Here is a 14,370-nt window from a genome sequence, read left to right as displayed (position 1 = left end):
TTGAATAAACGTTTTTTGCCTCAATATTATTTTCTATTAATAGAAAATATCAATGTACATAAGGTATTGCAACATGACTAACCCATTATTAACAAATGCACCATTACCCCTATTTTCGAAGATTAGGCCAGAACATGTTTTACCAGCCATACAAGAAACATTAAAAAATAGCCGAAATACGATCGAAACAGTATTAAAACAAAACAGCCAATATACTTGGGAAAATTTAATTCAACCAATTGATGAAGTGGACGAAAAATTTAGTCGTGCATGGTCACCTGTTAGTCATCTAAACTCGGTCAAAAATAGCCCTAAATTACGTGAAGCTTATGAAGCATGTTTACCATTGCTTTCAGAATTCAGCACTTGGGTTGGTCAACATAAACCTTTATATCAGGCATATAAACAACTCAAAGAAAGTGAACAATACGCCAAACTAACCAAAGCTCAGAAAAAAGTTATTAATAATGCCCTACGTGATTTTGAATTATCAGGCATTGGCCTGCCAGATGAAAAACAGAAACGTTATGGTGAAATTGTTGCGAAACTATCGGAATTATCATCAACCTATAGTAATAACGTATTAGATGCAACGATGGGATGGTCAAAATTAATTACGGATGTTAAAGCCTTATCGGGTCTACCTGAAAGTGCCCTTGCCGCAGCCCAAGAACAGGCTAAAGCTAAAGGTGAAGAAGGATGGTTACTTACTTTAGATATCCCAAGTTATCTTCCCGTGATGACCTATTGTGATAACCGTGATCTACGATTTGAACTCTATCAAGCTTATAATACCCGAGCATCTGATCAAGGTCCAAATGCTGGCAAATGGGATAATACTAAAATCATTCAACAAATTTTGACATTACGCGATGAGCTTGCTCAATTATTAGGATTTAAGACCTATGCAGATCAATCACTTGCGACCAAAATGGCAAAATCCACCACGCAAGTAATGGAATTTCTTACCGACCTAGCTTCTAAAGCCAAACCACAAGGCGAAAAAGAACTTGCTGAACTTAAACGTTACGCTTACGAATTTTTCGGTGCCAGTGATATACAACCATGGGACATCGCTTATTACAGCGAAAAACAAAAACAGCATCTCTACACCATCAATGATGAAGAGTTACGACCATATTTCCCAGAGCAACGTGTAATTAGCGGTTTGTTTGAAGTCGTACATCGAATCTTTGGCATTACCGCGAAAGAGCGCAAAGGTGTTGATGTTTGGGACCCTGAAGTTAAATTCTACGATCTGTATACTGCTAATGGTGAATTAAAAGGTAGCTTCTATCTTGATTTATATGCTCGCGAACATAAACGTGGTGGAGCTTGGATGGATGATTGTATTGGTCGTATGCACTTTGCGGATGGTCATACACAAAATCCTGTTGCTTATTTAACGTGTAATTTTAACCGTCCTATTGGTGATAAACCTGCGTTATTTACCCATAACGAAGTCACTACCCTATTTCATGAATTTGGGCATGGTTTACACCACATGTTAACTGAAATTGAAGTACCGGGTGTTGCAGGTATTAATGGCGTGCCATGGGATGCAGTAGAATTACCAAGTCAATTTTTAGAAAACTGGTGCTGGGAGCCTGAAGCACTTTCGTTTATATCTGGACATTATCAAACTGGTGAGCCATTACCAAAAGAGATGCTAGATAAAATGTTGGATGCTAAAAACTATCAAGCAGCATTATTTATTTTACGTCAATTAGAGTTTGGCTTGTTTGACTTTACGTTACACAGTCAAAAAGATCCGGATATTTTAGAAACACTTAAAAAAGTCCGACAACAAGTAGCAGTGGTTCCAACGGTTGAATGGGGTCGATTTCCACACGCTTTCAGTCATATTTTTGCAGGTGGCTATGCTGCTGGTTACTATAGTTATTTATGGGCAGAAGTATTGTCGGCTGATGCATTTTCACGTTTTGAAGAAGAAGGTATCTTCAATACTAACACGGGTAATGCTTTTCTTGACAATATCTTGTCACAAGGTGGCAGCGATGAACCAATGACGTTATTTAAAAATTTCCGTGGTCGTGAACCACAACTTGAGGCATTGCTTCGTCACTATGGAATTAAGTAATACAGATACTGCTCAGCTAAAGTTATTTGCTGAGCAGTGGTTAGCCACGCATACCGAACTGCCGTTCACTCTTGTAAATCAAAATAATCAACTCGAATTACAAAAAAACGACGAACCCAAATTAGGCTCAATATGCGTCAATTTTGTATCTGGCGCTATGGCACATCGTCGTCAATTTGGCGGAGGACGAGGTGAAGCTATTGCCAAAGCGGTTGGCGTCAAAGGTGAGTATTTACCAACGGTTGTAGATGCTACCGCTGGACTGGGTCGCGACGCATTTGTACTTGCCGCTATTGGTTGTCATGTCACTATGTTTGAACGTCATCCTGTTGTTGCTGCACTGTTAGAAGATGGTCTACAGCGTGCTTATTTAGATGAAAATATTGGTGCTTGGTTACAGCAACATCTACGTCTGATTTATCACTCAAGTATTGATGGGTTATGCACTTACACTCAAAAACCAGATGTGGTCTATCTTGATCCTATGTTTCCTCATCGAACCAAAAGTGCACTAGTCAAAAAAGAGATGCGCATATTTCAACAATTAGTTGGCAGCGATGATGATTCAGACAGTTTACTTGAGCCAGCAAGACAGTTAGCCAACAAAAGAGTGGTGGTTAAACGTCCTAGTTACGCACCTTTTTTAGCTAACCAAAAACCAACAGCAGAAATTAAAACGAAAAATCACCGTTTTGATATTTATACCCCTTTAAAGTAATATAGGAATATTCATAATTTATGCGATTAGATAAGTTTCTTGCTCATCATCTCGGCATCAGTCGAACGATTGTTAATAAAGAATTAAAAGCGAAAAAAGTCACGGTCGACGGTGAAATTATTAAATCAGGTGCTTATCAATTGTCACCCGAACAGATAGTTGAATATGATGGTTATGAGATTACACCTGTGACCAAGAACCGCTATTTTATGCTAAATAAGCCCCAAGGTTATGTGTGTTCAACTGATGATCCTGATCATCCAACAATTCTTTATTTTATTGATGAGCCTATGCCTGAAAAACTTCACGCCGCGGGTCGATTGGATCTTGATACAACCGGATTGGTATTATTGACTGATGATGGTAAGTGGTCACATCGCATTACTTCTCCTAAACATCATTGTGAAAAAATCTATTTGGTGACAGTTGAACGCCCATTGACCACAGATCTCATTGAAATTTTTAACAATGGCATTCAATTAAAAAGTGAAAAATCACTAACTAAACCAGCTAAATTAAATATTATTGATGATTTCCATGCGGAGCTTACCATTAGCGAAGGACGATATCATCAAGTTAAACGTATGTTTGCGGCTGTAGATAATCATGTGGTTGCATTACATCGTAAACAAATAGGTAATATTAAGGTCGATATTCCTGAGGGTGAATACCGTCCCCTTACCCAAGATGAAATCAATTCGTTTAACCAGAATTATGATATTTAACAACTTTAAATATTTTTACTGTGTTAAACGGATAATTAATATTTCAAAATCGCTTACAAAATTGCATGTAACGTTATCGTTTTTTAAATAACATTTTAATTAACTTACAGGTTAAAACAGGTACAGGACTTAATAGGTGCAAGATCAACATTTACAGTTAGGAATCAATATTTCCAAAAAAAAACTGATTTTAATTCTTGGATTATTATCTATGTTAATGCCATTATCCATAGATATGTATCTACCCAGCATGCCAACCATTGCGCAAGATTTTAATGTAGCCGATGCAACAGTACAACTTACTATTAGCTGTTATTTATTAGGATTTTCTTTTGGACAACTTTTATTTGGCCCTATTACTGATAGCTACGGACGGCGTTACGTTTTAATTGTGGGTCTAATTATTTTTATAGTTGCCGCATTAATTTGTGGTATTGCATCGAATATTAATCAATTAATTACCGCTCGCTTTTTTCACGGTATTGCTGCCGCTGCAACATCAATAGTAATTAATGCATTAATGAAAGATATTTATCGTGATCGCGATGAATTTTCTAAAATGATGTCATTTGTCATGTTGATATCCAATGTTGCTCCACTCCTTGCACCGATCATTGGTGGATTTATTCTATATTGGTTTAATTGGCAGGCTAATTTTTACACTATCAGTCTGACGGCACTAATAGGGCTGGCTTTAGTTATCATCTTTATTCCAGAAACATTATCAAAGGCAAAACGATCTAAATTTAGTTTTACCCGTATTTTGAGTAATTTCATTACGTTGTTCCGTCATGGACAAGTATTGGCGTATATGATGATAGGCGCCTTTGCCGGTGCAGGTTTATTCTCATTTTTAAGTTTGGGACCTTTTGTTTACATGAACCTGCATGGTGTTGCATCCACACATTTTGGTTATTACTTTGCACTTAATATTGTTGTTATGGTGTTTATGAATACCCTAAATAGTCGTTTGGTTAAACATGTAGGCTCATTTAAAATGATGCAGTTAGGTCTTTTTATCCAATTTGTCATGGCAATTGGACTTATGATCGTGACATTATTTAATTTAGGTTTCATCTATTTAGTTATCTGTATTGCTGGATATATAGGATGTATGTCAACCATAGGCGGAAATAGCATGGCTATTATTTTAGATTTTTACCCGCATATCGCAGGAACGGCCTCTTCACTTGCTGGCACAATTCGATTTGCAGTAGCGGGAGCCGTTGGTATATCACTATCATTCTTGGTCTCAAATCTTACAACAGTAACGACAGTTTCAGACAATAGTTCTGAATGGCTAATGACAGGCTCCATGGTTTTATGTAATTTTTTGGCTGTCGGTTTATTTTTAAAAATCAGAAATATTAAAAGGAAATAACGATGATCTATCGATTAGGGGATTTATGTCCACAAATTCATGAACATTGTTTTATTGCCAAATCGGCTGATATTATTGGTCATGTAGTTGTAGAGCAAGGAGTATCGATTTGGTTTAATGCTGTCTTACGAGGTGATATTGCACCAATCTATATAGGCAAAAATAGCAATGTGCAAGATAATTGTACGGTGCATATTGAAACCGATATCCCCTGTATTGTGGGTGAAAATGTAACGATTGGTCATAACGTTATTCTTCATAGTTGTCACATCGAGGATAATGTTTTAATCGGTATGGGAAGTACTATCTTGAATAATGCGAGAATTGCTAAAAATTGTTTAGTTGGCGCGAATTCATTAGTGACACATTCATTACCTTATGAAGAAGGATGTTTAATTATGGGGTCACCAGCCAAAATTATTCGCAAACTCACTGAAGCTGAAATTGCTGCTAATAAACAAAATGCTCTAAATTATGTACAAAATGGACAAAAATTTAGCAAAACTCTATCACCGATTGATTAATACCAACAAGAATAATGATGCTTTAGAGCTTATTCACTCTGTGAGAGGGTGCAATTTATGATAAAATGCTAACAATTTTAACTGTTGCAATTGTTTAGGTACGTACTTGAAAAAGTCAAAAACAACAAGAAAACAGATAATCACTCAATTCATTTTACTGGCAATTATAGGATTATCTGTTGGTCTATTTTTATCCTTATATTCTTATAATCCATCTGATCCTGGATGGTCTCGTACTGCATGGCACAATCCAATCAGTAATTATTGTGGTATCATTGGCGCCTATGTTTCAGATATTTTATTCCAATTCCTAGGTTTTATTGCTTTCAGTATCCCTTTTATCTCGATATTCTTTAGCTCACAAATGGTGGTCTACTATTATCGTACCCCCAATGCACCTATCAATTACTTTAGTTTGTCATTTCGAATTATTGGTATTTTAGCGTTTATTTTCAGCAGCACAGGTTTCTTTGCTTTAAATATTCGTGATGCAGAACAATTCAATGCCGGAGGATATTTAGGTGCAATTGTAATTGAAAGTCTTTTACCGGTAATGAATGCCCTAACCACTTCATTGGCATTATTAATTACCAGTCTTGCCTGCATCACTTTATTAACTGGATTCTCTTGGTTTTACTTAATGGAAAAATTAGGTGCTCTGGTTATGTGGCTCATTACGCCATTTTCAAAGTTAATTTTATCACGTAAAACCAACCAAATAATAAATACCAACCAACAATCCGATAAAGCGTCATCCGTTGTTGGCAAAGAACAAGAACCAAAATTAACTATGCCTCTTGATAGCGAGACGGTAAATACAGATACTGCTCAATCAACATCAATCATAGCAAGTGAAGAAAAAATACAGCATGATATCAATACTGATAAAGCTGAACAACGTGTCGAATCCAACAACCTTAAAGATGATGAGAAACTCATCAAAACGGCTGAACAATTATTACAAGAACTTGAAAAAACAACCACAGATCAAGTCAATTCAACCAATCAAGCAACTCGTGATGAGTCTAAAAAAGAGGCTGACTCTAATGATATTTTAGCTCGTATGGAAGTAATCATAAAAAATATGAATGAGCGAAAAACATCATCTGACATGCAATCAGATAAATCTGAAGAAGTGAAAGCTTTGGAAGAAAATAAATATACAATTTCTGATGCACCGAGCAAACCTTTATTCACATCAGGCTATCAAGCGCCTAAAATAGAGCAAACCCAAGAAGTTGAGTTAACACCGTTTGAGCCTATCAGTGAAATAACACCACCAAAAGTTAATCTTTCAACAACAATTAATGATCAAAATGAGCATGAAGAACTTAAAGAAAAAGTCATTGAAAGAGAACAACCTTATGATGTTGATATTGAATCGCTAAAAAAAGCGAACCCTGTTATTGATGATATCTATCTAAATGAAGAAGAGATTGACCAGATTGAAGAAATACCGCAATCTCCTACTTTTGCTGTTGAAGCAGAGCCTGTCAATGAAGTTCAGGTTAATGAAGATAACGATGAAAATAATGAAGAAGAAAGCGAAGAAGATGGCTTAATCCACCCTTTATTAAGACGTAATGATAAACCTTTGCCAAAACCAACAACCCCTTTACCATCGTTAAATTTGCTGACGGCACCGCCTACTACGCGAATAGAAATCGATCATTCAGCGTTAAATGCAACGGCCAATCTTTTAGAAAAAAGTTTATCTGATTATCGAGTGAAAGCGAGAGTCGTTGACTATTTACCGGGACCTGTTATTACTCGCTTTGAAATTGAACTTGCACCAGGTATCAAAGCGGCACGCATCTCAACATTAGATCGTGATTTAGCTCGCTCATTATCCATGCCATCTGTACGTGTGGTGGAAGTGATTCCGGGTAAACCTTATGTGGGAATTGAGTTACCCAATAAAAATCGCCAAACAGTCTATTTTAGAGATGTGCTTGATAGCCCTCAATTTAGAAATGCACAATCACCACTTACCGTTGTTCTTGGTAAAGATATTTCGGGGCAATCTGTGGTTGCTGATTTAGCTAAAATGCCTCACCTACTTGTTGCAGGTACTACGGGGTCAGGTAAATCGGTTGGTGTTAATGCGATGATCTTAAGTATTTTATATAAATCAAAACCTGAAGATGTAAGATTTATCATGATAGATCCAAAAATGCTTGAGTTATCCATTTATGAAGGTATTCCACATCTATTAACCCAAGTTGTTACTGATATGAAAGATGCAGCTAATGCACTTAATTGGTGTGTCAATGAAATGGAACGCCGTTATCGCCTTATGTCAGCGTTTGGTGTACGCAATATTGCAGGCTATAATGATAAAATTAAAGAAGCAGAAAATATGGGTAAACCAATCCCAGATCCACTTTGGAAACCTACTGACAGTATGGATCTAGACAGACCAATGCTGGAAAAACTGCCTTACATTGTCGTTATGGTCGATGAATTTGCTGATCTTATTATGGCGGTTGGAAAAAAGGTGGAAGAGTTAATCGCTAGATTAGCACAAAAAGCAAGAGCTGCAGGTATCCACTTGGTATTAGCCACCCAGCGACCATCGGTAGATGTGATTACGGGTTTAATTAAAGCTAACATCCCTACCCGTATTGCTTTTACTGTATCAAGTAAAATTGATTCGCGCACCATTTTAGATCAGATGGGAGCGGAATCATTGCTTGGTATGGGTGATATGCTTTATTTAGCGCCGAATAGTTCTATTCCAATTCGTGTTCATGGCGCATTTGTCCGTGATGAAGAAGTACACGCTGTGGTGCAAGATTGGAAAGCGCGCGGTACACCAAAATATATTGAAAATGTGACCGTAGCAACCGATGACGGTGAAAATAGTAGTTCGGATATGTTTCAGGAAGAACTCGATCCACTATTTGACCAAGTGGTGGATTTTGTCGTTGAAACACAAAGAGCATCAATATCTAGCGTACAACGAAAATTCCGTATTGGTTATAATAGAGCAGCCCGAATTGTTGAACAAATGGAAGCGGAAGGCATTATTAGTCCTCCTAGCCATAATGGGAATCGTGAAGTACTTGCAGCACCATCCCACAATAATTATTGACTTTAATAAATAAAAAGTACGCCAACCATTTTGTTCAATGAGTTGGCGATATCCAAACATTACATCACAAACAAATGATTTTACATCATTGCCTATAGGTAATAATTGATAATGAGTGATTATTCACAGCAAATAGCACTATTAGAACTTGAACTTAACAGTGATAATAATCAATGTATACCCGCACAATTAGCGACAAAAGCATTAATAAAAGAGGTCTGTTTATCGCCGAAACCTGGATTGGTTGATATGAATAATAGCGGTGCACATCGTGATATGGACTTCCAAACTTTTGTTCAAAGTATCAAAGCAATCAGTGTCTGGTTCGAACGTTTTTATCAATATGGTAAAGCATCGGCTTTGCAAGATAACCAACAATTTTTAGCAGGCATTAGACCGATTGGTATTGAGTGCGAGCAAGCAATGTACCAAGCGACAAATCAAGTCAATACTCACAAAGGTGGTATTTTTGCTTTTGGACTGCTACTAGGTGCAATCGGCAAATTAGAACAACTAGGCTTAACAATTAATACACAAAATATTTGTGATCAAGTTTCTGCTATTTGCCAAGGAATCGTTACCAATGAACTTAAACAAAATAATTCAACCCGTTCAATAGGTGAAAAACTTTTTAAACTTCACAATTTACCCGGAGCCAGAGGTGAAGCAGAATCAGGCTATGCAACGGTTCGCACTATCTCACTGCCTATCTATCGAGCAATGAAACATAATGGCTACAACGAAGAAACATGTTTACTGCAAGCAATGCTACATCTACTTGCCTATAATCAAGATACTAATTTAGTATCTAGAGGTGGCTTAGACGGATTAACTTTTGCTCAACAGGAAGCGAGAAAACTCATTGAACAAGGTGGAATGACTGATGCTAATGGTCTTGAACGGTTAAATCAGTTAGATAAAGAATTTATAAAACGCAATCTAAGTCCCGGTGGTACAGCCGATTTAATTGCGATTACTTGGTTTTTAGCACAATATTAATTGAATGTTATTTATATTTAGAGCTAAGTATTAGACTAATTCATAGCATTCAATTTTCCATTCCGAAAAACATAATATGGCTATTAAAAGATATTTATTATCACTATGATTTTATTGTTCTGTTTGAGCAATAAAAGCAATAAAAAATTGCCCCCAAAACCGCTATAATCGCTAAACAAAAATATGCCGTCGTCATTGAATATATCAGACTAACATAACCGACAATGATTGGAAAAACCGTCATACCTAATGCATAAATAGCTTGAAACAGACCCATCGCTGTTGAACGAGCATAAGAAGGAATATCAGAAATCGCTTCAAAAGTTAATAGTGAAAATAGTATACCGGTCCCCATCCCTGGAATAATTTGCAACAGTAATATGAGATAACTTGATGATAATTGTGGTATTAAAACACAATAAAGGGCAAGCATAAGAAAAGAGAGGATGATCCAAGATGAGGTGCTTAATTTGGTTATCCAGCTACTTGCTCCAACTTTTGCAAACAATACAGATGACAGCATATATACAATTGAAGATAGACCAATTAAAGCAGAGTTGGCACCAAGCTCACTGAGTATTTGGTTTGTAAAAGACATGGTTGTGGACATTTGTATGCCCTGCTGAATTAAGGCCAACAGAGAAAAAAATAGCAGTTTGGGATCTAAAAAAACCTTAAATAAGTTTTGAAAGCTAAACTGATGATGAATTCTTTCAGGATATTTAAGCCTAATCGCCAAAATAAAAGCGATAAATCCACTTAAACAACTTAAAAGACAAATAAACCTCATTCCAAAAGATTCAAAGAGTAACGTACTGGATAAAAATGCTAAAAATACGCCTATATTATTTACCATAATAATAAGACTTGTTGCATAACTTTTTTTGGATTTAGGATAAAAGCCTAAAAATAACACCATAAATGAGATCCATGTTGAACTAGCAATACCCGAAATAATATTACCAATAAAAAATCCCCATCCATCAGGTTGGATTATGCGAATAACAGATGCAAAACCAGCTAAAAAAGATCCCAACACTATAAATACTTTATGCTTTTCTTTCACATTAGCAATTAAACCAACGGGTAAACGTAACAGTAATTGTGAAATACCATAAGCACTCACAACCATACCAATAAAATTAGTTGAAAGATTTATGGCTGCAAGATAAGGTGTTTGATAAGGGATATAAACGTATTGTGCATACCAAAAGAAAAACACAATACAAAGTAATAAATACGATTTTTTTTTCGCTGTTTTCATTAATTATAATTTTAATCCTTACAAGCCTTAAGGTTAAAAATATATCTAAATAAAATATTTAGCAACAATTCAAATCAATCTTGTTTAACTTTTTAAACTGTGTTAGCTTGAGAAAAGTTAACCCAATGGTAAAAAAAGTGTTATCAACAAAAATAATACGATCAAATATGCATGATGATTGTTGTTTTAGTATTAACAACAACTCTAGTATGTTTGATCTTTTTTTTACCGAAAATTAACCACTGTTAACGTAATGGAGAAAATAATGGACTATGAGAAAATTGCACAGCAAATATTACAATTGGTCGGAAATAAGCAAAATATTATCAGTGTAAACCATTGCTTTACTCGATTACGGTTCCAACTAAAAAATAATAACAAAGCTAATCGTGAAAAATTATTACAAACTGAGGGGGTCATTTCTGTTGTAGAAAGCAGTGGGCAATATCAGGTAGTATTAGGTAATAAAGTCACAAAAATTTATGACGCACTTTTACCACTTATTGGTGAAATAAACTCAATAAAACAAGAACAACCAAAAGTTTCAATAGGCATTAAAATACTCAATGCTTTTGCCGCCATTTTTACCCCGATTATTCCAGCGATAGCCGCATCCGGTATGCTAAAAGGGATCTTAGCAATTGCGGTTATAATTGGTAATTACTACTCAACGGATATTAAAACTTATAATACTTATATTATTTTACATGCTGCATCGGATGCAGTGTTTTACTTTATGCCTATAATTTTAGGTTATACCGCAGCCAAAGTATTTAAAGCGCATGAATTTATCTCAATGATTATTGGCGCAACCCTATGTTATCCCTCCATTGTGAGTTTAATGACAAGTAAAAGTGAAGTCACCTTCTTTGCGATTGAACTAACCAAAGCCAATTATACATCAAGTGTTATTCCCATCATTATTGCCGTTTTTATTTTAAGTTATATACAAAGATTTTTAGAAAAAATCATTCCTGAAGTATTAAAAATTATCATGGTGCCTACATTTTCACTACTCATCATGATCCCCGCCACATTACTTATTTTCGGACCAATTGGAATCTACATTGGCGAATTTATAAACTGGATCTATTACTACATTATGGGGGTTAGCCCTATCTTATTAGGTGCTTTTATTGGCGGTGTATGGTGCATTTTAGTTATATTTGGCGCTCACCGAGCGATTGTGCCAATTGGAATCAATGATGTAGCGCAAACAGGCAGGCAAAATCTTTTGGCATTTGCTGGTGCGGCTAACTTTGCGCAAGCTGGTGCGGCTTTTGGCGTATTTTTTAAAACTAAAAATAAAAATCTTAAAACGGTGGCCGCATCGGCAACGGTTACTGCGCTGTTTGGCATTACTGAGCCAGCAATTTATGGTGCCAATTTAAGATTAAAAAGACCGATGATCTGTGCCGTAATTTGTGGCGCAATCGCAGGGGGCTTAATGGGTTGGGGAGGCTCCTATGGTAACGCATTTGCTAATCAAGGAGTATTAACAATACCGGTGTACGCAGAAGCAGGTACAAAAGCATTCTTATGTTATTTAATTGGCATAGGTTTTGCCTTTTTTGGTTCATGCATTATGACGATGATTGTTGGATTTAATGATATACCAAATGAGGAAGCGTCAAAAACAGTTCAAACAACGTCCAGTACACAATTAACTTCAGATACCGCTATTGTGTCACCGGTTGCTGGTGAGGTGATTGCTTTAGCTCAAGTCAAAGATGAAGCATTCGCCACAGGAGCCATGGGAAAAGGAATCGCAGTTTATCCTAAAGTGGGTGAAATCGTTGCCCCTGAAGATTGTACCGTTACGGCACTCTACCCTACTTTACATGCAATAGGAATAAAATTAGATAATGGTATTGAACTGTTAATTCATATTGGTATTGATACGGTTAACTTACAAGGTCAATACTTCCAATCTTATGTCCATGCTGGTCAACATATTACTAAAGGTACCAAATTAGTTTCATTTGATATTGATAAAATAAAACAACAATTTGATTTAACCACATCAATTATTGTGGTTAATTCCGAACAATATAAAAATATAGAATATTGTCAACAAACTCAAGTGAGTGTTACGGACAATTTATTAGTTATTCACGTTTAGAGGTTTAGATATGAAAGCTTTTGCTAAGGATTTCTGGTGGGGAGCATCATCGTCTGCTTTTCAAATTGAAGGGGGATGGGATGCAGATGGCAAAGGAATGACTGTTGCCGATTATAATTCATTTCAACGCTCTGCTATACAAGCCGACAGTAAAGTCGCCAGTGATTTTTATCATCATGTTGAAAGTGATATTGCGTTATTTAAAGAGTTAGGACTAAAAACCTATCGCTTTTCTATATCATGGGCTCGTATTATTCCCGATGGTGATGGTGAAATAAATCAAGCAGGAATCGATTTTTACAATCGAGTTATTAACGAATTAATTAAAAACGATATTATACCTTTTATTACGCTCTATCATTTTGACTTACCCTTTGCCTTGGTTGATAAATATAATGGTTGGCAAGATCGTCGCTGTGTTGATGCATTTAGACGTTATGCTCAAGTCTGTTATAAAGCATTTGGCGATCGAGTTAAGCATTGGCAGATTAATAATGAACAAAATCTGATGATTCGTGTCAATGAAAGAATGAATATGTATCAAGTTGCGCCAGAAGATATTGAAAAAGTTCGTGCACAAATGGATTATCATATGTTTGTTGCCCATGCAATGGCAACCAACGATTGTCATGCTTTAATATCCGACAGTAAAGTTGGGCCTGCAGTTTCATCCACGATGACCTATCCTGCAAGTAACAAACCAATGGATGTATGGGCTGCGAAAATGAACGATAATTTCAAAACGAATTATGCGCTGGAAATGTACTGTTTTGGTGATTATCCTAACTATTATAAAAGCTATCTAACTCGGTGCGGAATCTATCCTAATACCCATCCTGAAGATGCTGAAATATTAAAACAAGCAAAACCTGATTTTATTGCTGTAAATTATTATCGAACTTTGGTTGCTAGTTATTTACCAGAGGATGATGCACATCCATTTGGTACCAAAGAAAAAGATATCGATTTTGACCTTTACGGTTACTTCAAAATCGAGAAAAATCCAAATTTAGTTGCCTCAACTTATGGTGCACAAATTGACCCTATGGGATTACGCCTTGTACTAAATGAATATTATCGCCAATATCGTTTACCATTAATTATTACTGAAAATGGCTTAGGTACTCCCGATACATTAACTGCTGACAATAAAGTACATGATGATTATCGAATCGATTATATCAAATCCCATATTTCAGCTTGTCATGATGCAATTGAAGATGGTGTTGAACTATTTGGATACTGTCCATGGTCAGTTATTGATTTATTAAGCTCACATCAAGGTTTTAAAAAGCGTTATGGCTTTGTTTATATTGATCGTGATGACCATGACTTAAAAACCCTTAATCGAATAAAAAAAGATAGTTTTTATTGGTATCAGCAAGTCATCAAAGACAATGGCATTAAAGAATAGTTAATACACAATATAAAGATGGGCTTTA

General features: G+C 36.0%; 10 protein-coding genes. 9 read left to right on the top strand and 1 reads right to left on the bottom strand.

Going from position 1 to position 14,370, the window contains the following annotated elements; translation table 11 throughout:
- Window positions 1-73 precede the first annotated feature (73 nt).
- The 7 genes from prlC to citG all read left to right on the top strand — a co-directional run bounded on the left by prlC (window position 74) and on the right by citG (window position 9,542).
- Window positions 74-2,101 (top strand): oligopeptidase A, encoded by a 2,028-nt coding sequence (gene prlC / locus A9G17_RS10075; RefSeq protein ID WP_065738589.1) that lies wholly within the window; start codon window positions 74-76, stop codon window positions 2,099-2,101.
- Window positions 2,088-2,819, top strand: coding sequence for a class I SAM-dependent methyltransferase (locus A9G17_RS10070; RefSeq protein WP_065738588.1), 732 nt, complete (start codon window positions 2,088-2,090; stop codon window positions 2,817-2,819). Before prlC ends, A9G17_RS10070 begins: the two co-directional genes overlap by 14 nt.
- 20 nt (window positions 2,820-2,839) lie before the next feature.
- Window positions 2,840-3,544 (top strand): 16S rRNA pseudouridine(516) synthase RsuA, encoded by a 705-nt coding sequence (rsuA, locus tag A9G17_RS10065; RefSeq protein ID WP_065738587.1) that lies wholly within the window; start codon window positions 2,840-2,842, stop codon window positions 3,542-3,544.
- A 211-nt stretch (window positions 3,545-3,755) separates the two neighbouring features.
- Window positions 3,756-4,925 (top strand): Bcr/CflA family multidrug efflux MFS transporter, encoded by a 1,170-nt coding sequence (locus A9G17_RS10060; protein ID WP_081301797.1) that lies wholly within the window; start codon window positions 3,756-3,758, stop codon window positions 4,923-4,925.
- Between the two features lie 2 nt (window positions 4,926-4,927).
- The gene (locus A9G17_RS10055) at window positions 4,928-5,449 is read left to right on the top strand and encodes a gamma carbonic anhydrase family protein (protein WP_065738585.1); all 522 of its coding nucleotides are present in this window, start codon (window positions 4,928-4,930) and stop codon (window positions 5,447-5,449) included.
- Window positions 5,450-5,555: 106 nt separating this feature from the next.
- Window positions 5,556-8,543 carry a DNA translocase FtsK 4TM domain-containing protein gene (locus A9G17_RS13495; RefSeq protein ID WP_218059723.1) on the top strand — a complete coding sequence of 996 codons (2,988 nt, stop codon included), beginning with the start codon at window positions 5,556-5,558 and terminating at the stop codon, window positions 8,541-8,543.
- A gap of 111 nt (window positions 8,544-8,654) precedes the next feature.
- Complete coding sequence (gene citG / locus A9G17_RS10045) at window positions 8,655-9,542, top strand: triphosphoribosyl-dephospho-CoA synthase CitG (protein ID WP_081301736.1); 888 nt, start codon at window positions 8,655-8,657, stop codon at window positions 9,540-9,542.
- Between the two features lie 103 nt (window positions 9,543-9,645).
- On the opposite strand, the gene A9G17_RS10040 is transcribed toward citG, so the two are convergent.
- Window positions 9,646-10,806: an MFS transporter gene (locus A9G17_RS10040; RefSeq protein ID WP_065738584.1), complete on the bottom strand. Its 1,161-nt coding sequence runs from the start codon at window positions 10,804-10,806 to the stop codon at window positions 9,646-9,648.
- Window positions 10,807-11,071: 265 nt separating this feature from the next.
- Here A9G17_RS10040 and A9G17_RS10035 point away from each other — a divergent pair, with 265 nt between their 5' ends.
- Complete coding sequence (locus A9G17_RS10035; RefSeq protein WP_065738583.1) at window positions 11,072-12,928, top strand: beta-glucoside-specific PTS transporter subunit IIABC; 1,857 nt, start codon at window positions 11,072-11,074, stop codon at window positions 12,926-12,928.
- A 10-nt stretch (window positions 12,929-12,938) separates the two neighbouring features.
- Complete coding sequence (locus tag A9G17_RS10030; RefSeq protein ID WP_065738582.1) at window positions 12,939-14,342, top strand: glycoside hydrolase family 1 protein; 1,404 nt, start codon at window positions 12,939-12,941, stop codon at window positions 14,340-14,342.
- The last annotated feature ends 28 nt before the right edge of the window (window positions 14,343-14,370 follow it).

The organism is Gilliamella sp. wkB7, assembly GCF_001693435.1.
In the GTDB taxonomy this organism is placed as follows: Bacteria; Pseudomonadota; Gammaproteobacteria; order Enterobacterales; family Orbaceae; genus Gilliamella; species Gilliamella apicola_N.
The sequence above is the reverse complement of the archived record's forward strand: the minus strand, read 5'-3'. Positions and strand labels throughout refer to the sequence as shown.